The organism is Streptomyces sp. NPDC006463 (genome assembly GCF_042870715.1).
In the GTDB taxonomy this organism is placed as follows: domain Bacteria; phylum Actinomycetota; class Actinomycetes; order Streptomycetales; family Streptomycetaceae; genus Streptomyces.
The window spans coordinates 272613-297584 of record NZ_JBIAHP010000001.1; the positions used below are offsets into that span (position 1 = coordinate 272613).

Sequence of the window (24972 nt, forward strand, 5' to 3'; positions counted from 1 at the left end):
GAGCGCATGGACATCAAGCTTTCACAGTGCTTCATCGCCGTCGACGACCACGACAAGGCGCTCGCGTTCTACCGGGACGTGCTCGGCCTGGAGGTGCGCAACGACGTCGGGTTCGAGGGGATGCGCTGGGTGACCGTCGGGTCGCCCTCTCAGCCCGATGTGAACATCGTTCTCGAACCGCCCCTCGCGGACCCGAACGCCTCGCCCGCCGACAAGCAGGCCATGGCGGAACTGCTGGCGAAGGGCCTGCTGCGCGGCGTCATCTTCTCGACCGAAGACTGCGATGCCACCTTCGAGCGCATCAGCACGGCGGGCGGCGAGGTGCTGCAGGAGCCTGTCGACCAGCCCTACGGCGTGCGCGACTGCGCCTTCCGCGACCCGTCCGGCAACCTGCTGCGCTTCACCCAGCCCCGCAAGCAGTGAGCTCGAACGACGGCGGTGGCCCCGAGGCCCCCCTGCGGGCCCTTGCCTGGGCGGCGTAATCTGGTCAGAACGCCACATGTAGCCCAGATGGTGCACGCGGTACGGGCTGATCCAGGGAGGCGGCGCGTGACCGATCCGTTCGGCTTCCTCAAGATCCCCCGCAGGCCCGTCCCGGCCCGGCCCGTCGAGGAGCGGCTCGGCGACTGGCGCGAGGTCTACGCGGGGCAGGCGCTGCTCCCGCTCGTCTCGGAGCAGGCGGACCGTTGCATGGACTGCGGCATCCCGTTCTGCCACAGCGGCTGCCCCCTGGGAAACCTCATACCCGAGTGGAACGCGTACGCCGCACACGGCGACTGGCGTGCCGCGTACGAGCGGCTGCACGCGACCAACAACTTCCCCGAGGTGACCGGCCGGCTCTGCCCGGCCCCCTGCGAGGACGCCTGTGTCCTGACGATCAACGCGGATCCGGTGACCATCAAGAACGTCGAGCAGGCGATCGCGGACGAGGGCCTGCGGCGCGGCTACATGGTGCCGCTGCCGCCGGAGCGCAAGAGCGGCAGGTCCGTGGCCGTCATAGGCTCGGGACCGGCCGGACTGGCCGCGGCGCAGCAGCTGACCCGGGCCGGGCACGACGTCGCCGTCCACGAACGGGCCGACCGGATCGGGGGCCTGCTGCGCTACGGCATCCCCGCGTTCAAGATGGAGAAGGCGTACCTGGACCGCCGGATCGAGCAGATGCGGGCCGAGGGCACCACGTTCGTGACGGGCGCGGACATCGGCGGCGCGCCCGGCGTGGCCGGCGCGGTCGGCGCGGCCGAGCTGCGCAGCCGGTACGACGCGGTCGTCGTCGCGGTCGGGGCCGAGGAGCGCAGGGAGCTTCCGGTCCCGGGGCGCGACCTGCGCGGCATCCACCAGGCCATGGATTACCTGACCTTCGCCAACCGGGTGCGGGAGGGTGACTACGCCGTGCCCCCCGTCACTGCCGAGGGAAGGCACGTGGTGATCGTCGGAGGCGGCGACACGGGCTCGGACTGCCTCGGCACGGCCCTGCGGCAGGGCGCGCTCTCCGTGGTCCAGCTCGACATCAATCCGGAACCCGGCCCCCACCGGACCGACGGCGAGCCGTGGCCGGTGTACCCGAAGGTGTACCGGATCTCCCACGCCCACGAAGAGGCCCGTGGGCGCGAGGGCGCCGACCCGCGGCTGTTCGCGAGCGCCACCCTGCGCTTCGAGGGGGACTCCGCGGGCCGGGTACGGGCGCTGTACCTGACCGCGGTCGAGCCCCGGACCCGTACGCCCCTCACCGGCACCGAGCGCGTGCTCCCGGCCGGTCTGGTCCTGCTGGCTCTGGGCTTCTCCGGCCCCGCGCGGGCGGGCGGCCTGCGCGAGCAGCTGGGGCTGGAGCTCGACGACCGCGGCAATTTCGCTCGCGGCGTGGACTTCGCGGCCTCCGGCGGGCGGGCGCGCGGAGTGTTCGTCGCGGGCGACGCCGGCCGCGGCCAGTCGCTGGTGGTGTGGGCCATCGCCGAGGGCCGGGCGTCGGCCGCCTCGGTGGACCGCTACCTGACCGGGTCCACCTCCCTCCCAGCCCCCGTCGCCGCCCACGATCGCCCCATGACGGCGCTGGGACGGCTGCGCTACGGGGACTACTAGGCCGGCGGGTGCGGGTCCGCAGTGGGGTCCGACCCGAGCGACGCTTCCGCTTCGCGATGATCTTCGCGTCGACCGCCGCGCCGCACTGTCCGGGGCTGTGATCCCTCCGGCGTCGGCAGTGACCATCGCGAGCCAGCCCTCGGCCGGGCGACGCCGTCGGGGACTTCGATTTCTCCTAGAGCCGGCGCACTTCGCCCGTGCCCAGGGTGATCGCGGCGCGGGGTCGCATGGGCTCCTCCCCGCGGCGGGAGAGCAGCACGACCTCGTCGACCTGCGCCGACATGGCGCCCAGGCGGGCCTCGCACTCCGGAGCCAGCCGCCGCGGGTCATGGGTGCGCCCGAGTGACAGGTGCGGTGTGAAGCGCCGGAACCGGCCGCGGCACAAGGGGAACGGCTCCGCCAGTGCGCTCTGCAGCGCCGTCCACGGAGCCAGACCGGCCGCGGCGGGGTCCAGCCATACGGTGGCGTACGCGCGATGGCGGAAGGCGTGCACACCGCTGAGGCGGATGGCGAAGGGCTCCCGCTCGGCGGCTGCGGCCGCCAGCAGCGGGCAGGCCGACGCGAAGTCAGCCTCCGGGACGAAGCCGAAGATGAGGTTCACGTGCGGTGGCCAGCGGCGGATCTGGGGGTCGTGTTCGGCTCGGATGCTCTGGATGGGAGGCCACAGCTCGTCCGGAGGGAGCCACACGACAGCGGTCCGGGGTGTGGGAGCGACCTCTAGGAATGCGGGGACGCCAGCTCCGCCGCCGACTGTCGGGGGGACGTTCACCTGGCCATGATGCCTCCCCGACGCCCGTCCCCGGCCACGTCGGCTAGGCCGACCGAGCCCGGCCGGGCGCGTTCGGACAGGGGTTCGCGTGGCGCGTCGGCCTCAGACGTAGGGTCGGCCTTCGCGTCTGGGACACCCGGTGTGAGGAGTACGGCAAGCCGTCACCGACAAGCCGGTGCCGGCCCCGGTCCGCGGCGGCCTGACCGTCGAGTCCGGTCTGAACGACGGTCTGGGCCTTCGGTTCTTCGTACTGGCCCTGGCGGCGGGCGGGGGCCACGGCCGTCCGGGCGTTGCCGGGACCTTCCCCGCTGCTGCTGAGCGGCGCAATAGGAATCGCGGCCGGCCGTACGTGCTGTGTGTCATGACCGAGGGCCGCGGCTTCATCGGCACCTGGGTCGCCGGCCTGGCCTTCGGCGTCCGCCTGCGCCGGATGCCCACCGACCGGGGCCTGCGTGCCGAGGACTGGGATCCCGCGCTCAGCCTGGCAGTCGCCCGGATGCTGCCGATCGCTCTCTCGCTGCTCGGCTCCGGTCTTCGCCCTGCTTCCGTGGCCTACATCGGCTGGTTCGGTCCGCGCGGTCTGGCCTCCCTCGTGTTCGGCTGGGTGACGCCGTCGCCGTGACCGTGGGCCTGAGCGTCCTTCTTCAACGGGGCCACGGCTCCCTTCCTGGGGGACCGCTACAGCGACTGGTTCGTCAGAACGCTCCGTGTCGAGCCGGACCTGCGGGAGAACGCACTCGCGCACGACGACGCGCCACGCTGGCGCTCGGGCTGACGAGGCGCGACACCAAAAGGCCGGCTCGGCGTCAACGGCGCCGGGCCGGCCTTTCCGGTGGTTCCTGGTCAGTCCGTGCCGAATTCCATCGCGGCGCGGTCCAGCATCTCCTCGTCCTCGGACACCTCGCCGCGGGAGGCGATGGCCTCGGCGCCGCCCTCCTGCAGGGTGCCGATCAGCCCGGTCGCGGCCGCCTGGGCGGCGCCGATCGCAGGGTGGTCGGTGCCGATCAGACCGAGCCCGGCATACTGCTCCAGCTTGGCGCGCGAGTCGGCGATGTCGAGGTTGCGCATGGTGAGCTGGCCGATCCGGTCGACCGGGCCGAACGCCGAGTCCTCGGTGCGCTCCATGGACAGCTTGTCCGGGTGGTAGCTGAACGCCGGACCCGTGGTGTCGAGGATCGAGTAGTCCTCACCGCGCCGCAGCCGCAGCGTCACCTCGCCCGTGACGGCCGTGCCGACCCAGCGCTGCAGCGACTCGCGCACCATCAGCGCCTGCGGGTCCAGCCAGCGGCCCTCGTACATCAGCCTGCCGAGGCGCCGTCCCTCGTTGTGGTACTGGGCGACGGTGTCCTCGTTGTGGATCGCGTTGACCAGGCGCTCGTACGCCGCGTGCAGCAGGGCCATGCCCGGTGCCTCGTAGATGCCGCGGCTCTTGGCCTCGATGATCCGGTTCTCGATCTGGTCCGACATGCCCATGCCGTGCCGGCCGCCGATGGCGTTCGCCTCCATCACCAGGTCGACGGGGGAGGCGAACTGCTTGCCGTTGATCGTCACCGGGCGGCCCTGGTCGAAGCCGATCGTCACGTCCTCGGCGGCGATCTCGACCGAGGGGTCCCAGAACCGGACGCCCATGATCGGCTCGACGGTCTCCACGCCGGTGTCGAGGTGTTCCAGCGTCTTGGCCTCGTGGGTGGCACCCCAGATGTTGGCGTCGGTGGAGTACGCCTTCTCCGTGCTGTCGCGGTAGGGCAGGTCGTGGGCGAGCAGCCACTCCGACATTTCCTTGCGGCCGCCGAGCTCGGTCACGAAGTCCGCGTCCAGCCAGGGCTTGTAGATCCGCAGGTGCGGGTTGGCGAGCAGGCCGTACCGGTAGAACCGCTCGATGTCGTTGCCCTTGAAGGTCGAGCCGTCGCCCCAGATCTGTACGTCGTCCTCGAGCATCGCCCGGACCAGGAGGGTGCCCGTGACGGCGCGGCCGAGCGGCGTGGTGTTGAAGTAGGAACGCCCGCCCGAGCGGATGTGGAACGCCCCGCAGGTGAGCGCCGCCAGACCTTCCTCGACCAGTGCCGCGCGGCAGTCGACCAGGCGCGCGATCTCGGCACCGTAGGTCTTCGCGCGGCCGGGCACCGACGCGATGTCGGGCTCGTCGTACTGGCCGATGTCGGCGGTGTAGGTGCAGGGGATGGCGCCCTTGTCGCGCATCCACGCGACCGCGACCGAAGTGTCGAGGCCGCCCGAGAAGGCGATGCCGACGCGTTCGCCGGCGGGGAGGGAGGTGAGGACCTTGGACATGGAAAGAGTATGCACCATCTCGCATATCCATGCAACGTCGCTCGTCAGTGGCCGATGCGCGCCACCATGAGCGCGATGTCGTCGTCCGCAGCCGCCGGAACGAGGTGGGTGATCAGCGAGTCGCACACATGGTCCAGCTGCTTCTGACGGTCCGCGAGCAGCCTCATCAGCTCGGCCAGCCGCTCGTCGAGGTCGTGTCCGCGGGCTTCGATCAGTCCGTCGGTGTAGAGCACGAGAACACCGCCGGCGGGCACGTCGAACTCGGTGGGGGTGAAGGCGACGCCCCCGACCCCGAGGGGCACGCCGGGCGGGGTGTCCACGAGCCGGACCGTTCCGTCGGGCAGTGCGAGTACGGGCGGCGGATGTCCGGCCCTGGTGACGGTGCAGTGTCCGGTGGCCGGATCGCAGACGACGTACAGGAGCGTGGCCAGCATCGGCTCGGCGAGGTCGCTGAGCGCGGCTTCCAGCTGGTGCAGCAGCCGGACGGGCGAGAGGTCCAGGCGCGCCAGCGCCCGTACGGAGGCGGACAGCCGGCCCATGACCGCGCCCGCGGCGATGCCGTGCCCCATGACGTCGCCGATGATCAGGCCTGCCCTGCCGCCCGTCAGGGGCAGGACGTCGTACCAGTCCCCGCCGACCTCGTTGACGTCACTCGCGGGCAGGTAGCGGTGACTGACCTCGATGCCGGGGGGCGGGGAGATGTGCTGGGGGAGCATGCTGCGCTGGAGGATCACCGCGGTCTCGTGCTCACGGCGGTAGAGCCGCGCGTTGTCCATGCTGAGCGCGGCGCGTGCGGCGAGTTCGGCGGCGAGGGTGACGTCTTCGGAACCGAAGGGTTCGCTTGGGCGGGTGCGGTAGAAGGTGGCGATGCCGAGCACCGACTCCCGCGCCACGAGGGGGGCCATGAGGAACGAGTGCACGCCTACGGCGAGCAGTTCCGCGGGTTTGGCCGAGTGAGGGGCGGCAGGGGCCACGGCCTGTTCGTCGAGGCGGGCGATCAGGAAGGGGTGCCGGCCCGCGAGGGCCTTGGTGTAGGGGGCGGCCGCGGGAAAGACGAGCGTCCCGCCGAGCCGGGCGAGGACATCGGTCACCATGGATCCGGACAGCGGAGCCTTGCCCAGCCTCCGCAGGACGACCCCGCCGGCCAGCCCCGTACCGGGCTCGTCACCGCGGGCGAGGGCGTCCAGTACGTCCACGGTGACGGTGTCGGCGAGGCGCGGCACGGCCAGGTCGGCGAGTTCCTGCGCGGTGCGCTCCAGATCCAGGCTGGAGCCGACGCGCATGCTGGCCTCGTTGAGCAGGGCGAGCCTGCGCCGGCCGGCTTCGGCTTCCTCGTGGTCGCGCTGCTGCTCGGTGATGTCGACGAGCGAGGCGATGACGCCGATCGGCATGCCGGCCGGATCCTCCACCCGCACGTAGGAGCACGACCACACCCGGTCGCGGTCGGATGCGGTCGGCGTCCGTCCGACGCGGCGGCGGTCCAGAACCGGCTCCCCGGTCTCCATGACCTGCCGCATCGCCTCCTCCATCTCCAGGGCGTTGACCTCAGGGAGGATCTCGGCCAGGCGGCGGCCCACGTGCGCCGACTCGGGCAGCCCGTTCATCGCTTCGAGCGCGGCATTGACCTGCAGGAACCGCAGCTGCGTGTCGAGGACGGCGATGCCGACGGGTGAGCGGGCGAACAGGCCGTCCCATACCGCCGACGACCCCCGGATGCGGCGGGCCGCGTGGGCATCGGCGGCGAAGACCAGCACCGTGGCCGCGTCGTGCCGGCGGTCGGACACCGGAGAGGCCCAGATCTCCAGCTCCAGCGGGTGCCCGTCGCGGTGCCAGGCGGTCACCGTGCCCATGACGCCCCGACCGGAGGCGGCGGCCTCCCACAGTGAGCGCCCGAGGCTGCGATCAGCTCCTGGATGAACCAGGTCGGCGATGTTGCGCCCCAGCATCTGCGGTGGGGCGTAGCCCAGCAGCTCCTGCGCGACCTGGTTCCAGCGCACGATCGTCCCGTCGGCGCTGGTGGCCACCAGTGCGACCGGCAACGCACCCAGCCAACCGCCGGCGGCCTGCGCCGCGCCGCTGATCAGCTCGTCGACCGGGATGTGCTCGTTCATGTGGCACCTGCACCCAACGCCGTGCCGCCCTGGCCCTGCCTTCGGGGATCCGCGTCCCCACGAGTCCATCGTCTGCCGTCCGGCGCGGCGGCGCCTCCCGGCCGCATTCGACGACCCCGCTTCGCCAGGGGTGCCGGAGGCCGAAGGCCGGCAGGAAAGGGAAGCCGCCGTGCGCGGACGGTGTGTCCACGGGTCCCACGGCGGCACTCCTGGCGATCAGTCAAGTGTGCCCGCTACGTCTGCTCGCCGAAGTGGTCGAGGAGCTTTTGCTGAAGGTCCTGGAGCACCCGGGTGTGCTGTTTGAGCGTCGAAAGGCGCTTCACCGCCGTACCCGCGTACTGCGCGTCCCCCTCGACGTCACTCGACGCCGCGGCGATCAGATATCCGCTCAGCGCGTCCATGGCCGACACCGCGTCGGAATCATGACCTCGTCGAACCAGGTACCGGTCCAAGGGGGTGTCGTCGCTGGCAACGACGTTCGCGACGACCGACGGCTGCCATTCCTCAGCGTTGTTGAGCGAGTGATGCGTGTCGAACCGCACGGTGACCGTCGCGCCCGCGGGAACTTCCACGTCGTATCGGCCCTCGTCGTTGGTGAAGACGTGATCAATGGACGTCAGATCACCGCGATAGACGCTGACCTTGATCATGAGGATCGGATCATTGTCGTGGATTGATCGCACATGTCCGAACATCGGAGTCTCCTCCCGCCCCTGACACCCCCAACCAGTCTGTCCGAGCCCTACCGATGCCGCCAGTTGCCGCCAGTGCCGCGACCGTCCCGGGCGTCCGCTCTCAGCTACCATGCTTTGCATGGAACCCGACGATGCAAGCAAGCGGGACCCCGGGAAGGCCGCGAGCCAGCTCCGCAAGGGCGTCATCGAGTACTGCGTCCTGGCGTTGCTGCGCAACGGCCCGTTGTACGGAGTGGAACTGCTGCGGGAGCTCGGGGCCGTGGAGGTCATGGCCACCAGCCAGGGCACGATCTACCCCCTGCTGTCGCGCCTGCGCCGGGAGGAGCTCGTCGAGACCACCTGGCAGGAATCGCCCAGCGGACCGCCGCGCCGCTACTACGCGCTGACGGAGTCCGGACGATCCGCGCTGGCGGAGTTCACGGCCGCCTGGCCGGACTTCCGCAACGCCGTCGACCACTTCCTCGCGAACACCCCTGGAGAGCAGTCATGAAGGCAGAGGATCATCCGCTCGTCCGGCAGTACCTGGCCACGGTGGAACGCGAGGCGGCAGCACTCCCGGCGGATCGCAGGAACGAGCTGCTGGCGGACCTGGTCGAGCACATCGCCGTGTCCACTGCCGAAGGCTCCGCGCACGACGCCGACACGCTACGGGCCCTGCTGGAACAGCTCGGCGACCCGCGGACCATCGTGGCGACCGCCCTGCACGAGGAACCGTCGACGCCCCCGCGGGGCTTCGGCCGGCCCGTCGCCGCCGTCGTTCCGCTGACCGCGAGTGCCTTGCTGTGGGTCGCCGCCGCCCCAGTGGCCGCCCTGCTGTGGCTCGTCGGCCTGACGCTGCTGTGGAGGGCGCGGTACTGGACCACAGGGGAGAAGCAGGTCGCGACGGCGGCCACGGCGCTGCTGCCCGCAGCCTGCGTCCTGCGGCTGCTGGGCATCGTCTCACCGGGGAACCTGGGCCCCGCCGAAGTGTTGCTGCTCCTCGTCGCCATGGCGGTCGTCCCGGCGGTCATCGCCGGCCGCCTGCTCAAGGCGGCCCGACGCCGGCTCGCCTGACGCCGTAGGGCCCTTGGGATGCGATGCGGCGATGGCCGACGGCCAGGAGCGAGGGCGGCCCGGAGCGCGTATCGAACCTAGAGCGGCACCCCCTCCCCCGCCGGGAAGGCGGCCCCGTGGCCCGGGACGATCACGTCGGCCGCCGCCACGACACGGAGGCGGGAGGTGCGCAGGTCGTCCCGGTCCGGGGCCACCGGGTCTTCGGCCGGGCCGTCCGGGCGCCACCAGAGGTCACCGGCGAAGGCGACCACGCCGTCGGCGGTGCCGGCGAGGAGGGTGATGTCCTCGGGGCTGTGGCCCGGAGTTCGGATCAGACGCAGGGATCCGGTGAGCTGATGACCCTCGGCGTCCCGGTCGGTCCACTGGTCGTTCCGGTACTCCGCCTTGTGGTCATGGACCCACGCTTCGGGGAACAGGCCCACGTTCATGGTGTTGTCGGGGTGGTGGTGGCTGAGCACGACATCGGTGATGTCGTCCGGTCCCAGGCCCAGTTCCGCGAGCGGGCCGAGGATGCGGTCACGGTGGGCCACCATGCCCGGGTCCACGATCACGTGCCGGTCGCCGTCGGACACGTACGAGACGGTGGCGGCGACCCCCGGTCCGGTGGAGGTGGTGTAGCCGGTGGTCAGGACGGTGTACACGGCGCTGCGGCCGAGGGGCTTGTCTGTCATGGCTCCAGCTTCGCGCCACGGCCCGCCGGCCACGAGTGGCTTCCCTGCCTACGATCGCGGGTTTCGTGCCACTGCCACGTACCAAGTGCCACGCCGCAACCCTCGCCTACGGCAGCAGGCGAGCGGCGCTGACCCGGTGAAGATGGATGACGATGTCGTACGACCGCGCGAGTGCGATGTCGGCCTCCGGCCCGTAGGGCCCCGGATAGGCCCCGCCGATACTCCTGACGGGACGGGCCGAGGCCAGCCAGGTACGGGCCGCGGGCGGGGCGGTACGCAGGTCCAGGACGTAGTCGCGGTGGCGCACCTTGTCCAAGGTGTGCTCGTTGCTGCCGGGTTTCGCGGGCCCCACGCTGAAGCCCTTCAGCTGACCGTCGTCCGCGACGGCGTTGAACGAGCCCTGGTCGAAGGTGGAGCCGATGCTCACATAGTTCTTGCCCAACTTGTCGCGCAGATAGCTCCCTTGCACCTTGGGATAGTGCTCCGGATCGTGGGTCCGCAGGCCGACGTGCCCGTTGTGGGCCGCCAGCACCACCTTGTTCCCGGTGTGTTTCTGCCACCAGTCCACGTTGTCCGCCATGATCGCGTCCCGGTAGCTCATGGCCTGCGCGCCCTGCTGCTGGTCGTCGAAGTCGAAGGCGTATCCCCTGGCCGTCTGGTCGATGGCGGTGGCGTGCTGCACCGCCCAGTCGTACGCCTCGGTGTCCGTCCCCGCGCCGGGACCCTGCCGCTTGAGCAGTTCCAGTGCGCGCCCGGTCCTGTCGGCGATCTCCTTGCGTTCGGCGAGCGGCCGCCCGGAATACTCCGTCATGTGGGCTTCGGGGGTGGTCGCGGGCCGCAGGCCGCGGTACAGCTCGCTGAAGCGCGCCATCAGCGCCGGGTGGGCCTGGGCCACGTACCCGGTCACCTTGTCGTAGAGCTCCGGACCGGCGTACCCGAAGTCGTCGCCCATGAACTGCACCGGGTCGTGCGGATGCCGGAGGTTGTAACCGCGCATCCATCGCAGCAGGTTCAGGTATTCGGCGCTGTTCCAGAAGACGTAGCTGCTCTGGAACTCCTCGTGCATGATCCGCTCCGGATCGCCCTCGCCGCGCAGCACGTAGTCGTTGAGCCGCAGTCCGGTGCTCCAGCTCCCCTCCAGGGCGAAGGTGCGGAAGCCCTTCTCCTCGACGAGGTAGCGGAAGACCCGGTGCTTCATGGTGAGGAATTCGTGCGAACTGTGGGTGGCCTCACCCAGACCCACCACCCGGGCGTCCTCCACCATGCGGCCGACCGGGCGCAGATCGTCCAGGTTCGCCCGGGGGTCTGCGGTGCGCAGAGGGTGTGCGTCGCGTTCCAGGGCAGGTACCGGCGACTGTGCGGAGGAGGCGGGCGCGGCGGCGACCAGCGCACCGAGGGAGAGGAGCAGTACGGACAGGGTTGTCTTGTTTCGTTTCATGATCCAAGACTTCCCGCCGAGCGGGACGGCCGCCATGGGCCCAGCCCCAGCCCGGAACTGGAGCTGTCCCCACCGCCCCAGCGGCAGTTGGCCGCCGGGGCGGCTGCGCAGGCACGGCGGGCGTGGCCCTGCCCCGTGCGCCGTACCGCCCTGGTACGGCGCACGGGGGTGGGCCGGCTACTTCGGGGTGACCCAGACCTGGCGCTTGTTGGTGTTCGCCGTGTAGAGCTGGACCACCGTGCCGTTGGCGGTCGCGCCGCCGGTCACGTCGAGGACCTTGCCGGAGGCCACGTGGACGATCTGACCCTTGGCGTTGACGGACCAGCGCTGCGCCGCGGTGCCGTTGCAGTCGTAGAGGCTGATCTTGTTGCCGTTGGTGCTCGCGTTGCGCGCGTTGTCCAGGCACTTGCCGAACGCGCGGAACGTACCGTCCTTGCCCAGTATCCACGACTGCGCCGCGGAGCCGTTGCACGTGTAGAGCTGGATCTGCGTGCCGTTGGCCGCCTTTCCGCCCTTGACGTCGAGGCACTTGCCGCCGAGGCCGCTCACCTTGCCCTGCGGGGACAGCGCGGCGCCGCCGCCGGCGGCGAGGAGGCGCAGGCCTTGCACGTCGAACTGCTGGACGTAGGTGCCCGCGCGCTTGTCCTGGTAGGCGTACGTGGGTGAGCACATGACCGGGAACTGGCCGGAGTCGGTGCCCTTGACGCAGTCGCTCTTGGTCAGGCTGCGATTGGCGTGCGTCAGGCCCAGCGTGTGTCCGAGTTCGTGGCTGATGTGGTTGCGCATGTACGTCTCGCCCATGGCGGCCGTCGGCTTGCCGGCCGGGGTGAAGAACTCGTCGTCGATGTAGGCGTGTCCGCTGGTCACGGTGTCGGCCAGCGAAGACGCGGTGAAGCCGCAGCTGAGGTTCGCGCTGCCCGATCCGTCGCGCACCACCTTCCAGCCGGTACTGCCCATGCTGCCTTCCCCGGCGGGTGGGACGCACGGGCGGTGCAGGACCCCGATGACCACTTCGCCCCTGGGCCTGACGTAGTCCCAGCCGACCGGCTCGGTGTCGACGGAGACCGGCAGGTTCGTGATGCGCCGCAGGTCCGCGGCGGATGCCTGCACGTACGGGGCCAGCCAGTCCGCGGACTTCTGGTCGTAGAACTTGATCTTGTAGCCGGTCTGCAGCCACTTGGTCGCGCCGCTCAGCTTCCACCCTTCACCCTGGGGCGGTGCGGGCGCGGCGGCCGCGGCCGACCTGGCCGCGGGCCGGGACGCCGGTGCGCCGAGCGACATGACGCCGTCCTTGAAGGCCGTGGTGTCGCTGCTCTGGGCGGCGGAGTCCTCCGCGTGCGAGTCGGGTGCCTCCGTGTGGGCGTCGGGCGCCTCCGCGGCCGGCGGCGCCGACTCCGAACCCGCTGCGTCGGGCGCGGTGTTCTCCGCGCTCCCGGTGTCCTCGGTGCCGAACGCGCTTGAGGGGAGTTGCAGACTTCCCACGATCGCCGCCGCGGCCGCCGCCGCGACGATGGATATCCGGTGCTTGCCTGTCAATCGCAAGTGCTCGTTGCCCTCTCATCGAGATTCTCTTCCCGCCTGCCTGCGCTGGCACGGGCGGGCGGAAATCGGATCGATGATAGGACAACGCACCAAAGGCCCACGTGGCCAGCCCAGTTGGCGACCACCTGGGCCTCACCCCTGTCAGGCGGGCCCGCTGCCGAGGCCGTGGCGTCCGGCTCCGGAAGCGAACCGGGCCGCCCCGGTCACGGCTTCGGCGGCGAGCGAGACGGTGCCGTGCCCGAATTCGATGGCAAGGGCGGTGCTCTCGTCGAGGCCTTCCTGTTCGAGGACCGACATACGGTCGTGGCGCATACAGGTCTGCGGGAACTGAGCCAGGTGCGCCGCGAGTTCCCGGGCCTTCTCCAACGCCTCTCCGACGGGGACCACGCGGTTGGCGAGGCCGATGTGCAGGGCCTCGGCGGCATCGACCGCCCTGCCGGTGAGGATCATCTCCATCGCCCTGCTCGTGCCGATCAGGCGGGGCAGCCGTACGGTTCCGCCGTCGATCAGCGGCACACCCCAACGGCGGCAGAACACTCCGAACACCGCGCTCTCGTCGGCCACCCGGAGGTCGGCCCAGAGCGCCAGTTCCAGACCGCCGGCAACCGCGTGTCCGCTGACGGCGGCGATGACCGGCTTGGAGAGCCGCATCCGGGAGACGCCCATGGGGCCGTCGCCGTCCGCGGCGACCCGGTTGCCCTTTCCGTCGCTGATGGCCTTCAGGTCGGCACCGGCGCAGAAGGTCCCTCCCTCTCCGTGGAGGACGGCCACGGCCGCTCCCGGGTCGGCGTCGAAGGCGCGGAACGCCTCGGCCAGCGCCATCGCGGTGGTCCGGTCCACCGCGTTGCGGACGTGGGGCCGGTTCAGGCTGATCGTCGTCACCGCACCCTGACGACTGACGCGTACGGGCTCGGAGGTCGTGTCGTGCTCGGATGCCATGGGGTGGATGTCTCCTGGCTCGTGGTGGGCGGGTTCGTCGGTCGCACCGCCGGTCATGGCCGTTGTCATGACCGGCAGCCTAGCCAGCCGCGGGCCCGGTCGAAGTTCCACTAGACCAGGAGGTGTTCGAGGCTTTCGTCCGAGAAGAACTCCGCGGCCGAGGTGACCCCCGCCGCCACCCTGGCGAACCCGTCCATGGCCGGACCGCTGCGCGACACCGCGCCGAGCAGCTGCTGCATCTGCGGTGGCGGCGGGTCCAGCGACGCGAGTTGGGCCGTGAACTCGTACATCGGCATGACCTGCATGTCCCGGCGTTCCTGGTAGTCCTTCATGGCCGCGTCGAAGGTCCGCCTGCCGGTGAAGGTCTGATCGAGGGCCTGCGCACACAGTTCCGCGTCACGGAAGGCGTCCTGGATGCCCTGGGCGGTGATGAAGTCCTTGAGGTATCCGGCGTCGCCGACCAGTGCCCAGCCCGGGCCGTAGGGCTTGCGGAAGAAATTCGGGACCGCAGTCCCGACGAGGCGTTCCACGCGCGTGGCCGAAGCGGCCCGTTCGGCGAACGCCGGAACCAGCGCCAAGGTGGCGGCGTAGCCTCCCTCGACGTCCGACCGGTTGGCCTTGAAGTCGCGCATCGGCAGCCCGCAGATGACCACGGTCCGGCCGTCGTTGGTGGGCCACGCGGCGAAGGCCCGATCGGGCCGGACGTAGGTCTCGAACCGGCCGTCCATCGGCAGCCCGGTCCAGTACGAGTAGTAGCTGCACTGGAGCTTCGGCTTCTCGGCGTACCGGACGGCGCCCACGGTCCTCGCGACGAGTGAGTGGATCCCGTCCGCGCCGATGACGACGCGGCCGTACTCCGTGACGGTCCTGCCGCCGCCCTCGCCGTGGCCCCTGACACCCGTCACCGCGTCGCCCTCGATCACGAGGTCCTCCACGGTGAAGCCCTCCCGCACCTCCACGCCGGACCGGTCGGCGGCATCGACGAGGATCTTGTCGAGGATCGTACGGCGCGGGGCGTACGCGGCCTGGAACCCGCAGCCGGCCGGGGAGCCTTCGATGGTGAAGTGTCCGAAGTCGAAGGAGTAGGTGCCGATCGCCGGACAGCCGGTCGCGACCACCTCGGTGAGCAGCCCCCAGCGGTCCAGGGCGGCGAGGCCGGGCGGGTGCACGAGGTGGGTGGAGATCGTGTCACTCGGGAACGTGGCCCGGTCGGCCAGGAGCACGCGGTAGCCCTTGCGGGCCAGCAGCATCGCCGTCGGCGCGCCGGCGCAGCGCGCCCCGACGACCACGGCGTCGTAGATCTGGTTCGACATGACGTCACCTGCCCGGTCTGTCGGTCCGTACGGTGAAACGTTAGGCAGCTGACGCGGCCGACCGCGTCCCCAGAACGTCCACTCCGGAACGTGGGTCATTTTGTCCACGCATCAGACGAGGCTGTGCTCGTGGGCGTAGGCCGTGGCCGCCGAACGCGACGACACTCCGAGCTTGACGAAGATGTTGCTGAGGTGACGGGCGACGGTCTTCTCGCTCAGGAACAGGTCGTCCGCCACGGCCCGGTTCGACTTCCCCACGGCAACATGGCGCAGTACCTCCAGCTCACGGGGCGTGAGCAGGGCCGCCGCCCTGGTCGTGGCCTTGAGTGCGAGCTTCTCGGCGCGCAGCAGGTCCGGTGCGGCCCCCAACTCCCGGAAGACCGACTTGGCGGCCTCGATCTCCAGCTGTGCGGTGATCTCGTCACCGGTCTCCCGGCAGGACAGCCCGATGAGCAGGCGCGTCCGCGCGGCGTCGTACGGCGCGTCGAGGTCCCTGAACGTCGCCACCGCATGGCCGAGCACCGCCTGGGCGGTGCGGGCATCGCCGGACGCCAGGAGCACCGCGCCGGTCGTCCGGCCGCTGATGGCCTTCAGCAAGGGGGAGGCGACGGTCTCGGCGGCCGCGGCCAGTTCCTCAGCGGCGGCTCGCGCCTCGCCGGTCTTGTCCGCGGCCAGCATGACCTCCACGTACGCCGGCAGGAGCCGGCAGCGCGACGTGCGGTCGTCGGCCGCGTCGAGTGCGGTGCGGATCGCGCGTTCGGCGGCCCCGGTGTCCCCCGCCGCGAGCAGTGACAGCGCGACTCCCGGCTGTGCGGTGTGCCCGAGTCTGCTCGCCTCGCGGTAGGCGCGCTCCGCCTGGTCGTGTTCACCGCGCAGCCGATGCAGCTCGCCGAGCTGGTAGTAAGCGGCGTCTGCGGATTGCGCGGCCGACGCCGAGCGCATCCACCGGACCGCGCGGTCCGCCTCGTCCAGGGCGTCCGACCAGTCTCCGTGCAGCCGCATGATCTCGACGCGATGGGCCAGGCAGATGCCGCGGTACGGCACGAGTTCCTGCTGAGCCGCGCACCACCGGGAAAGCTCGGCCGTCCACTCCCGGGCCCGGCGCAGGTCGAAGACTTCGTGGCACGCCGCGATCACCGCGCAGTACGCGAGCCCGGACACGATCGGGGACACCTCGCCCGCGGTCACCGCGACCATGGCCTCGTCGAGGAGCCGTACGCCCTCGTCCACCTGCCCGCGCCTGATCCGGCTCTCGCCGACGCTGACCATGGCGAAGTTCGTCAGGTCCCGGTCCCCGAACCGTGTCGCGAGGGTCAACGCCCGCTCGGAGACGGCCTCGGCGTTCTCCGTATCCCCCGCCAGGAAGCTCTGGAGCCCTTCCAACGCCAGGAGGTACCCCTCCTCGACGCCGTCCGCCTGCCCGGCGGCGAGGAGCCTGCGGGCCCGCGCCGTCCACCCGGCGGCACGGGCCCACTCCCCGCTCAGGACCAGATCCAGCCCCAGCCAGAACACGCAGCGCACGGCCCGCGGCACATCGTCGCGGGTCAGCCACGCATGGTGCGCCCTGGTCCACAGGTCGTCGCTCTCGGGATCCTTGCCGATCAGGTGGGCGGCGAGCGCGAGCCGCTCCAGGTCCTCCGGGCCGAGCGCCTCGTTCCGGTCGGCCTCCGAGAGGATCGCGTACACCTCCCCCCACCTGTGCCCCGCAGCCGCCTCATCGGCGGACCGTGGCGCTGCGGCCGGCTTCGTGGACCTCATGGAACCAGTCTCCCAGCACCCGGAAGAGCGCACCGGGAACAGACACCGACGCTCCTGGGGAGCGCGCGGGCCGGTCCTTCACCGGGCGTCACCGCGCGGTGAGCAGCCCGGGGAGTTCGCTCATGTCGTGGAAGACCGTGGTGTCGGGTCCCTCGAGCCGCTCCGCGGGGGTCAGACCGCCCGCGTAGCCGAAGGCGCGCATTCCGGCAGCGCGTGCGGCCTGTACTCCCGGGCGGCTGTCCTCGACCACCACGCAGGCAGCGGGGTCGACGCCCATCTGCCGGGCGGCGTACAGGAAGAGGTCCGGGGCCGGCTTGCCGTGCGCGACCTCCGTGGCACTGTAGATGCGGCCGGCGAAGCGTTCGTAGAGACCGGTCCGTCCGAGGGTGTGGCGCATCTTGTCGTGCGAACCGCTGGAAGCGACGCAGGTGGGCAGGGTGATCGCGTCGAGTGCCCCGGGCAGCCCCTCCACGGGCGACAGTTCCGCGTCGACCGCCTCGCGGTGGAGTTCCACGAACCGGTCCGTCCAGGTCACGGCTGCTTCCTGACCGAGCCGGGCGGCCACCTGCTCGGCGACGGACGCGTTGGAACGACCGATGAAGCGGTCGATGACCTCGTCCTCGGTGATCGGCCAGCCGAGTTCCGCTCCCAGGGCCACCTGGACGCGCGCGGCGATGCGCTCGCTGTCGACCAGCACTCCGTCGCAGTCGAATATCACCAGCTCTATGGGCTTGATCATCCCCGCAGCGTAGGCGGTCGCGTGCGGAGCGCACCACCGAGGTCCCTCAGGTCGGGCGCGGGACGGTCGCCGGGTCCCAGAGGCCACTCAGGTGCGCGTGCAGGACGTCCTGGGCCTCCTGCGGGGTGAGGTGGCCGATGAGGACGTGGGCGGTGAGGCCGTCCGCGAGCGCGAGGACGGTGCGGGCCTCCCGCTCCGCGTCGAGGGGGACGGTGCGGGCCGCGCCCTCGCAGGCTTCGGAGATGAGACCGGTGAACGCTTCCTGCAGGGCCGCGTAGTTCGCCTTCAGCGTCTCGGCGAGCGCCTTGCTCACGGCCGCCTGCGCGACGAAGGCCAGCCAGACCCTGGCCTCGGCGCGGTGCTCCTCCCCGAGCAGTGAGATCTCGGTGGCCGCGTGGCCCAGGGCTGAGGCTGCCGACTGGGCCGGGCTCCTGACGAGGCGGGCCTGTACGCGCTCGCCGATCCGTTCGCCGATGGATCCGAGGGCGAACACGAGCATCTCTTCCTTGGTGCGGAAGCACCGCTGGACGGCGCCCATCGACACCTGTGCGCGGGCGGCGACGTCGCGCAGGGTCACGCCCTCCAGCCCGCGTTCGTCGGCGAGACGGCAGACAGCCTCGGCGATGAGTCGGCGTCGGCCCTCGTGGTCCACCTGTCTGGGCATGCCCGGTCGCCTCCCTGTTCCACCGCGGACTGTCGTGAGTTCACTCTATTCGATGCGTGCGCATCGGATCCCGGGCTATTGTTCTACTGTTCCGATACAAGCGCATCGGAACGACCAGGTGGGGAGAGTGCGAGTCATGCAAGAGGGTTTGTGGCGGATGCCGGCTGCCGCGCAGGCGGAGGCCGTACGAAGCGGAGAGGTATCGGCGGTGGAACTGGTGGACAGCCACCTGGAGCGCATCGCCGTGGTCAACCCGCGGGTGAACGCGGTCACGCAGCTCCTCGCGGACCGGGCGCGCGGGGCGGCGGCGGATACCGACCGCAGGCGGGCCGCCGGCGAGGTGCTGGGGCCGCTCGCGGGCGTGCCGTTCACGGTGAAGGAGACCACCGCGGTCGAAGGCGCGGCGACCACGTTCGGCGTGGCGCGCTTCCGAGATCTGGTCGCGGCGGCGGACGCGCCCCCGGTGGCCCGGCTGCGCGCCGCCGGGGCCATTGCGATCGGGCACAGCAACGTACCCACCCTGATCCTGGCCGGGATGCACACGCGCAGCGAGCTGTTCGGCGACACGGCCAACCCGTGGGACCCCGCCCGGACGCCGGGCGGCACCAGCGGGGGCGACGCGGTGGCCGTCGCCACGGGCATGGCGGCGCTCGGCCTCGGCAACGACTCCGGTGGCTCGATCCGCGTCCCGGCCCAGTTCTGCGGAGTGGCGGGGCTGAAGCCGACCACCGGGCGGTTCCCCGCCGACCACCGCGTCCTCGGCCCGGACGACCCGGGCCCGGCGTCCCAGATGCTGGTCACCGACGGCCCGTTGGCCAGGACCGTGGGCGATCTGAGGCTGGCGTACGAGGTGCTGGCGGGGACCGATCCGCGCGACCCGCGGGCGGTACCGGTGCCCGCGTACGGCGAACCCCTCCCCGGCCCGGTGAAGGTCGCGGTCGTGGCGGACCCGGGTGGGCACGGCGTCCATTCCACGGTGCGCGCGGCCGTCGAAGCCGTGGCCGGGGCACTTCGTGCCGCCGGATACGACGTGCGGGAGGTGGCGGACGTACCGAGGCTGGACGAGGCGCTCGACGCGTACGGCCGGATCACGATGACCGAGTTCGCCCCGACCTGGCCGGCGGTGCGCGGGCTGCTGGGCGAAGGCGGGGACCGCTACATCGGGATGGCGATGGAGCGGACCCCGCCCGCGAGCGCGGACGAGTTGATGAAGCTGATGGGCACCTGGATGAACATCCGCCGCTCGTGGGCCGAATTCCTGCACGAATACCCGCTCCTGCTCGGCCCGTCGTTCACCGAGCCGCCGGTCGAGCCGGGGCTGGAGTCGCGGGACGGGGCGGGGCGGGACCGGGTCGCTTCGGGAATGCGGCTGTGTACGGCGACCAGTTTCGTGGGCGTGCCCGCCGTGGCCGTGCCGACGGGTGCGGCCGACGGGCTCCCCTGCGGAGTGCAGATCGTCGGGCGTGCCTTTCGGGAGGACCTGTGCCTGGACGCGGCCCAGGCGGTCGAGGACCGGCTCGGAGTTCTCACACCGATCGACCCGCGCGGGGCCGGTCCGGCGCAATGAGCCCGCCCGCCGGTCGCGCCCTGCGTCAGGCGCCGTCCTGGCTCTCCGCCGGCTCGTCGTCGAAAGCCGCCAGGGCCTGCGTCAGGGTGTCGATCGTCTCGGACGCCAGCTCGTGCAGGAATGCGGGACACAGCCACGCGTCCAGCGGCTCGTCCCCGTCGCCCCCGTCGTCGACCTCGTCCTCGTCCTCCTCGTCCCACCCGTGATACTCGGCTATCTCGGCACGGCCGCCCGGGCTGCGCAGCAGGTAGCCGACCTGGCTCGCGTGGTCCGGGTCTGCGGTATCGGGATGCTCACCGGGGCCGTGGGCGCACGGACCGTCGTCCAGCAGCGCGACGGCGGCCTCGACCCCCTTGACCATCGCGGCCGGTACCGAGCGGTCGGTGACCCTCTCCGACGCCGCGTACCAGCAGGTCGCGTTCATGGTCACGAGGTAGCCCGCGAGCACTCCGCGGGTCGGCCGGGCAGGAAGGCAGTCGGCCTCGCCGACCAGCACCTCGTACGGATCGCAGTACGGGTAGTCGTTCACGATCCCGGACAGGGTGTTGATGGAACTCTGGTGATGCGTCGGCGCGCCCACGGGGATCCGGCGGACGGTGAGCGGCGCGATCACGTCCACGGCGAGGCGCGCCCAGCCCGCCACGTTGCCCGGGCACAGCACCTTGCCCGCGTCGGTGTCGCCGTCCTGTGCCGGGAGTTCGCCGGTCAGCAGCCCGTTGTCACCCAGCCAGATCTCGTCCTCCATCGAGTCCATCTCCGCCTCGTACGGGTGGTCTTCGTGCGAGCAGGCCCGGCCGCCCAGCTCCTTCGCCGCGGCGCGCAGGGCGTCGAGGGCGGCGCGCTCGGCCTCCCGCACCGGACGCCGGGCGAGGTGGCCCGACATCGCCAACAGCCCGGAGACCCACACGTGGGCCTGTTCCCCGCCCGGGTCGGCGGAGAGCCTGCGGGCGCAGTCCAGGACGTAGGGGTCCACTTCGTGCGCGGGGAACGTGTCACGGATGCGCTGCCAGGCTTCGGCGAGCTGCTCGACAGTGAGGTCGGTAATGTCAATCACGACCGACACGACGAAGACCGCGTCCTGGGCGGTTCCCGCTTACCGGTTCGGACGCGCCTGCAAGCCGATGAAGAGTTCACGTCAACTCCACCCCGGGATGGGGCACCGGCTACGAACCGTGCCGAACGTGGTCACGATCTGTTCCGACGTGAAGGAGCCACTTCGTGCCCCTCTCCCGCATTCGACGGCCGGGCGTGCTCGCCGGCGTCGTCGCCCTCGCGGCGCTCGCCGCGACCGTGCCCGCGCAGGCCCACACCTCCCGGACCGGGCCCGCCCCGTTGCCGGCGGTCACCGCCCGGGCCGAGACCGCCGCCCTGTACGACGACGAGGCCGGCGGCAACGCGAACGCCGACGACCCGGCGATCTGGCGCAACGCGGCGGACCCCGGCCGCAGCCTCGTCGTGGCCACGGCCAAGGAGGGAGGGCTGCGGGTCTACGACCTCGACGCGCAGCAGATCCAGTCCGTGCCCGCGCCGAGCGGCCCCGCACCCGGCGACGCACCCGGCCGCTTCAACAATGTGGACATCATCCACGGGCTGCGGCTTTCGACGGGCCGCGCCGACCTGGCCGTGACCAGCGACCGCGGAAACGACCGGCTGCGCTTCTACCGCATCGACCCCGCCCGGCCCGGCGGCCCGCTCACCGACGTCACCGCCCCGGCGGTCCGGCCGGTCTTCTCCGCCGACCAGCACGAGGTCAACGAGCAGCGGACGGCCTACGGCCTCGCCACCTGGACCGACCGGGCCACCGGCCGCGCCTACGCACTCGTCAGCCGGCGTGAGACCACCACCATCGCTCTGCTCGAACTGGTGGCCACCGGCTCCGGCACCGTCGACTACCGCAAGGTCCGCACCCTCGACCTGCCTTCCTCCTTCCGCCTGCCGAACGGCGCTTCCTGGTCCCCGTGCGCGAAGCCCGGTGAACTGCCCCAGGTCGAAGGCATGGTGGTCGACCCGGCCGACGGCACGCTCTACGCCGGCCAGGAGGACATCGGCATCTGGCGCCTGCGGGCCGACCTCACGACGGCCCCGCAACTGGTCGACAAGGTCCGCGAGTACGGAAGGCCCGGCACCTACGACGAGGCGACCGAGGAGTGCACGCCGGGGCCCGACCCCGGTTTCGGCGGCCGCCGGCTCACGGCCGACGTCGAAGGGCTCACCCTGATCACGCAGCCCGACGGCGACGGCTACCTGCTCGCGTCGAGCCAGGGCGACGACACCTTCGCGGCTTACGACCGTGAGAGCGACGAGGGCAACGAGTACGAGGGCGGCTTCCGCGTCACAGCGTCCCGCACCCTGGACGGCTCCGAGGAGTGTGACGGCGCCGCGGCCCTGGGCGCCCCTCTCGGGAGCAAGTACCCGAAGGGCCTCCTCGTCGTCCAGGACGGCCACGAGACGCCCCAGGCCACGGACCGCACCGCCACCGGCTTCAAGTTCGTGGACCTCGGCAAGGTCCTGGAAGCCCTCGGCGACTGACGGGCCAGGGCGGATCCCCGCCCCCGCACCGGTGACCGCCGGCGTCCGCCGCCGGTCACCGGGAACCCGGGAACGGCTCGTCCGGGGCCGGTACGCCGAGGAAGGGGGCCAGGCGCTCGTAACCCTGCCCGCCCGCGACGTCGAGTACCAGCAGGTCGTCGTCCCGGCCGTCGAAGTGGCGCCGCACCTGCTCCACGTGCCGTCGGTGGACCCGGGCGAAGCGGTCGGCGTCGAACGCGTGGCACCCGTACACGGCGGCCCGCAGGAAGTGCTGGAGCCGTACGTAGAGGGAGTCCGGCTCGGCCTTGCTCGTGACGGGGCGTTCCCAGTGGTGGGCGCACGATCTCAGCCAGCTCTGCTCCTCGCGGACCGTCAGGATGAACTTGGCTCCGGGCCAGGCGAGATCGAGCTCCTCGTAGTAGGGCGCGACGGTGATGTCGGTGATCCCGTCGCGTTCGGCGAGCAGCGGGAAGCGCGCCTTGCCCTCGACCAGCGCCTGGTAGGTGCCGGGGTCGCAAGGGTAGTGGGCGACGTCGAAACCCAGGGTGTGCAGAGCGGTGGTGAGGGAACGGGTTCCGGTGCGGGAGAGCCCGAGGCCGAAGACCTTCGGCCGGGCGGGTCGGTGGTCAGTCATCGAGGCAGCGCCTCCAGGTCCTCGCGTACCGGACCATGTCGGCCAGCCCGTCGTACAGGTCCGTACGGGGGCGGTAGCCGAACTCCCGCTCGGCGAGGGTGATGTCGGCCCCGGTGTGCCGCGCCTCACCGGGACCGCCCGGCCGTGCGTCGACGGTGACCGGACCGGCGAGCTGCTCGACCGTGGCGATGGCCTGTTTCATCGAGACGGGCCGGCCGCCGCCGACGTTGGCCACGCCGGTGAAGCCGGAGTGGGCCGCGGCGCGCATGGCGGTGACCACGTCCTGTACGTAGGTGAAGTCGCGGGTCTGCTCGCCGTCGCCGTGCAGCGGGAAGGGCTCGCCGGTCAGCGCGGCATCGATCAGGCGGGCGAAGGCCATGTCGGGTCGCTGCCGGGGGCCGTACACGGTGAACAGCCGCAGCGAGACGCTGGGCAGCCCGTACGCGGTGCGGTACAGCTCGCACACGTGCTCGGCGGCCAGCTTGGTGACCCCGTACGGGGAGACGGGCCGGGGGCACACGGTCTCAGGCGTGGGGAAGGCCGGCGCGTCACCGTACACGGAGGAGCTGGACGCGTAGACGAACTTGCGCAGGGGAAGCTCCCGGGCGGCCTCGGCCAGGGCCTGGGTGGCGAGCAGGTTGCGGTGGGCGTAGCGGCTGAACTCGACTCCCCAGGAGGGCCGGACGCCCGGCTGCCCGGCCAGGTGGTAGATGACTTCGGCCCGGTCGAGGAGGGCGCCGAGGTCGGTCTCCAGCAGGTCGGCGCGGTGCGAGGTGAAGGCCGGGTGGGGCGTCAGTGCGCGCAGGTTGCGCGCCTTGAGAGACGGGTCGTAGTAGTCGGTGTGCGCGTCGATCCCCACGACCGTGTCGCCGGCGGCCAGCAGGTGCGCGCACAGATGGGATCCGATGAACCCCGCTGCACCGGTCACCACCGCCCGCATCAGCGGCTCCCCGCCCGGGTGGGGGCTTGTACGGCGGGCAGCACCCGGTCCGCGCGGGCCCGCCAGGTGTACCGCTCCTCCAACTGCCTGCGGGCCTCGGTGCCCAGGGCCTCGCGGAGGGCCGCGTCTTCGGTGAGCCGCCGCACCGCCCGCTCCCAGTCGGCGACCGAATCGGGAGGGCAGAGAAGGCAGTTGACCCCGTCGGCGAGGACCTCCCGCAGGACGGGCAGGTCCGAGGCGATGACCGCCTTGCCGTACGACATGTACTCGAACAGCTTCATCGGTGACACCCAGCGGCTGATCTCGCCGATGCCTCCGGCGCAGTAGGCACGGCGCTGGTACGGGGCCAGCACGATGTCGAACGCCCGGTAGTACGGGGGCAGTTCGGCAGGCGGCCGGTGGCCGTGGAAGTACACGTTGGGAAGTCGGGAGCGGCTCTCCCAGTGCGCGCGGTCCTCCGCGGTGCCGCCGACCAGGTGGAAGTCGGCTTCGGGGAGCCTGCCCGCGAGGGCGAGGATGACGTCGGTGCCCCGGCCGGGATACAGGTGGCCGATGTAGCCGATCCGCACGGCCTGCTCCCGGCCGGGTAATCGGGCCACCGGGCCGTCGGCCGGCACGGGGTCGGCGCAGTCGTGAGCGGTGACCAGGTCGACCCGCCGCCGGGCCGCCAGCTCCGGATGGCTCTTGCGGTAGTCGTCGGCGAGGGCCTGGGACACGAACACCACCCGGCGCAGGTTCGCCCTGCGCAGCAGGAGCCGCTCCACCGCCCGAATCCCCCGGTCCTGCCACATCAGGTGTGTCTCGTAGGCCAGCGGGGCCAGGTCCGAGCAGGCGAGCAGGGCGTACGGGTCCCGCCCGTACAGGACGTCGGGCACGCCGCGGCGGCACAGCTCGGTCCGGACCCGCAGCGCACGGACCCACATGCCGAGCCCCGGTGTCGCGGGCTGCGCCACGGTGTGCACCTCGAAGCGGTTGCGCGTGCCGTAGTAGGCGTGGATGTCGTCGGCGGGAGCGGTGCCGGCCAGGGCGTAGAGCACTACCTCGTGCCCGGCGTCGGTGAAGGCGTCGCACATCCGCATGACGTGCACGCCGTTGGCGTACACGGAGGGGATGCTGCCGCTGTGCAGATAGGCGATCCGCATGGTGATGGTGCCTCCGGACGTGGCAGTGAGGATCGCCCATGCTTGCCCGCCGCCCCCTGCGGTCACAACGGTGCCTGCCGTCCCGCCGGTGGCACCGCGGGGC

The 24972-nt window shown here is 71.6% G+C and carries 23 protein-coding genes; 7 read left to right on the forward strand and 16 right to left on the reverse strand.

Annotation, left to right across the window (positions count from 1 at the left end; translation table 11 throughout):
- The first annotated feature begins 6 nt into the window (after positions 1-6).
- Both ACFYOB_RS01355 and ACFYOB_RS01360 read left to right on the forward strand, forming a co-directional pair.
- On the forward strand, positions 7-423 hold the full coding sequence (locus ACFYOB_RS01355) for a VOC family protein (protein ID WP_388552831.1): 417 nt from the start codon (positions 7-9) through the stop codon (positions 421-423).
- A gap of 126 nt (positions 424-549) precedes the next feature.
- Entirely contained in the window at positions 550-2076 is a 1527-nt protein-coding gene (locus ACFYOB_RS01360) for a glutamate synthase subunit beta (protein WP_388552834.1), read from the forward strand.
- A 175-nt stretch (positions 2077-2251) separates the two neighbouring features.
- On the opposite strand, the gene ACFYOB_RS01365 is transcribed toward ACFYOB_RS01360, so the two are convergent.
- Positions 2252-2845, reverse strand: a complete 594-nt coding sequence (locus ACFYOB_RS01365) for a 2'-5' RNA ligase family protein (protein ID WP_388552837.1) — start codon at positions 2843-2845, stop codon at positions 2252-2254.
- A 175-nt stretch (positions 2846-3020) separates the two neighbouring features.
- Here ACFYOB_RS01365 and ACFYOB_RS01370 point away from each other — a divergent pair, with 175 nt between their 5' ends.
- On the forward strand, positions 3021-3467 hold the full coding sequence (locus ACFYOB_RS01370) for a hypothetical protein (protein ID WP_388552840.1): 447 nt from the start codon (positions 3021-3023) through the stop codon (positions 3465-3467).
- Positions 3468-3688: 221 nt separating this feature from the next.
- On the opposite strand, the gene argG is transcribed toward ACFYOB_RS01370, so the two are convergent.
- From argG to ACFYOB_RS01385, 3 genes are all read right to left on the reverse strand, one after another.
- A complete protein-coding gene (argG, locus tag ACFYOB_RS01375) occupies positions 3689-5134 on the reverse strand; it encodes an argininosuccinate synthase (RefSeq protein WP_388552842.1) in 1446 nt (481 codons plus the stop codon).
- Positions 5135-5178: 44 nt separating this feature from the next.
- Entirely contained in the window at positions 5179-7245 is a 2067-nt protein-coding gene (locus tag ACFYOB_RS01380; RefSeq protein WP_388552845.1) for a SpoIIE family protein phosphatase, read from the reverse strand.
- Positions 7246-7478: 233 nt separating this feature from the next.
- On the reverse strand, positions 7479-7940 hold the full coding sequence (locus ACFYOB_RS01385) for a carboxypeptidase regulatory-like domain-containing protein (protein WP_388552848.1): 462 nt from the start codon (positions 7938-7940) through the stop codon (positions 7479-7481).
- Positions 7941-8058: 118 nt separating this feature from the next.
- On the opposite strand from ACFYOB_RS01385, the gene ACFYOB_RS01390 reads away from it, so the two are divergent.
- Both ACFYOB_RS01390 and ACFYOB_RS01395 read left to right on the forward strand, forming a co-directional pair.
- Complete coding sequence (locus ACFYOB_RS01390; RefSeq protein WP_388552851.1) at positions 8059-8430, forward strand: PadR family transcriptional regulator; 372 nt, start codon at positions 8059-8061, stop codon at positions 8428-8430.
- Positions 8427-8993 (forward strand): HAAS signaling domain-containing protein, encoded by a 567-nt coding sequence (locus tag ACFYOB_RS01395; protein ID WP_388552854.1) that lies wholly within the window; start codon positions 8427-8429, stop codon positions 8991-8993. Before ACFYOB_RS01390 ends, ACFYOB_RS01395 begins: the two co-directional genes overlap by 4 nt.
- A 77-nt stretch (positions 8994-9070) precedes the next feature.
- Here the strand turns inward: ACFYOB_RS01395 and ACFYOB_RS01400 are convergent, their stop codons facing one another.
- The 8 genes from ACFYOB_RS01400 to ACFYOB_RS01435 all read right to left on the reverse strand — a co-directional run bounded on the left by ACFYOB_RS01400 (position 9071) and on the right by ACFYOB_RS01435 (position 18057).
- Positions 9071-9664 (reverse strand): MBL fold metallo-hydrolase, encoded by a 594-nt coding sequence (locus tag ACFYOB_RS01400; RefSeq protein ID WP_388552857.1) that lies wholly within the window; start codon positions 9662-9664, stop codon positions 9071-9073.
- 106 nt (positions 9665-9770) lie between these two features.
- The gene (locus ACFYOB_RS01405; RefSeq protein WP_388552860.1) at positions 9771-11102 is read right to left on the reverse strand and encodes an erythromycin esterase family protein; all 1332 of its coding nucleotides are present in this window, start codon (positions 11100-11102) and stop codon (positions 9771-9773) included.
- 177 nt (positions 11103-11279) lie between these two features.
- Positions 11280-12638 (reverse strand): ricin-type beta-trefoil lectin domain protein, encoded by a 1359-nt coding sequence (locus ACFYOB_RS01410; protein ID WP_388552863.1) that lies wholly within the window; start codon positions 12636-12638, stop codon positions 11280-11282.
- A gap of 147 nt (positions 12639-12785) precedes the next feature.
- Positions 12786-13583: a crotonase/enoyl-CoA hydratase family protein gene (locus ACFYOB_RS01415; protein WP_388553986.1), complete on the reverse strand. Its 798-nt coding sequence runs from the start codon at positions 13581-13583 to the stop codon at positions 12786-12788.
- 110 nt (positions 13584-13693) lie between these two features.
- Complete coding sequence (locus ACFYOB_RS01420) at positions 13694-14896, reverse strand: NAD(P)/FAD-dependent oxidoreductase (protein ID WP_388552866.1); 1203 nt, start codon at positions 14894-14896, stop codon at positions 13694-13696.
- 111 nt (positions 14897-15007) lie between these two features.
- A complete protein-coding gene (locus ACFYOB_RS01425; protein ID WP_388552869.1) occupies positions 15008-16654 on the reverse strand; it encodes a LuxR C-terminal-related transcriptional regulator in 1647 nt (548 codons plus the stop codon).
- An 88-nt stretch (positions 16655-16742) separates the two neighbouring features.
- A complete protein-coding gene (locus ACFYOB_RS01430) occupies positions 16743-17393 on the reverse strand; it encodes an HAD family hydrolase (protein ID WP_388552872.1) in 651 nt (216 codons plus the stop codon).
- A gap of 46 nt (positions 17394-17439) precedes the next feature.
- Positions 17440-18057, reverse strand: coding sequence for a TetR/AcrR family transcriptional regulator (locus ACFYOB_RS01435; RefSeq protein WP_388552874.1), 618 nt, complete (start codon positions 18055-18057; stop codon positions 17440-17442).
- Between the two features lie 136 nt (positions 18058-18193).
- On the opposite strand from ACFYOB_RS01435, the gene ACFYOB_RS01440 reads away from it, so the two are divergent.
- Positions 18194-19624 (forward strand): amidase, encoded by a 1431-nt coding sequence (locus ACFYOB_RS01440; RefSeq protein WP_388552877.1) that lies wholly within the window; start codon positions 18194-18196, stop codon positions 19622-19624.
- A 25-nt stretch (positions 19625-19649) separates the two neighbouring features.
- On the opposite strand, the gene ACFYOB_RS01445 is transcribed toward ACFYOB_RS01440, so the two are convergent.
- The gene (locus tag ACFYOB_RS01445) at positions 19650-20678 is read right to left on the reverse strand and encodes a hypothetical protein (RefSeq protein WP_388552880.1); all 1029 of its coding nucleotides are present in this window, start codon (positions 20676-20678) and stop codon (positions 19650-19652) included.
- A gap of 164 nt (positions 20679-20842) precedes the next feature.
- On the opposite strand from ACFYOB_RS01445, the gene ACFYOB_RS01450 reads away from it, so the two are divergent.
- A complete protein-coding gene (locus ACFYOB_RS01450) occupies positions 20843-22153 on the forward strand; it encodes a phytase (protein WP_388552883.1) in 1311 nt (436 codons plus the stop codon).
- A gap of 55 nt (positions 22154-22208) precedes the next feature.
- On the opposite strand, the gene ACFYOB_RS01455 is transcribed toward ACFYOB_RS01450, so the two are convergent.
- Genes ACFYOB_RS01455 through ACFYOB_RS01465 form a run of 3 tightly spaced genes read right to left on the reverse strand, consistent with a single transcriptional unit; the run spans position 22209 to position 24869 of the window.
- The gene (locus ACFYOB_RS01455; protein WP_388552886.1) at positions 22209-22787 is read right to left on the reverse strand and encodes a sulfotransferase family protein; all 579 of its coding nucleotides are present in this window, start codon (positions 22785-22787) and stop codon (positions 22209-22211) included.
- On the reverse strand, positions 22780-23727 hold the full coding sequence (locus tag ACFYOB_RS01460; RefSeq protein WP_388552889.1) for an NAD-dependent epimerase/dehydratase family protein: 948 nt from the start codon (positions 23725-23727) through the stop codon (positions 22780-22782). Before ACFYOB_RS01460 ends, ACFYOB_RS01455 begins: the two co-directional genes overlap by 8 nt.
- Entirely contained in the window at positions 23727-24869 is a 1143-nt protein-coding gene (locus ACFYOB_RS01465) for a glycosyltransferase family 4 protein (RefSeq protein WP_388552892.1), read from the reverse strand. Before ACFYOB_RS01465 ends, ACFYOB_RS01460 begins: the two co-directional genes overlap by 1 nt.
- Positions 24870-24972: the final 103 nt, after the last annotated feature.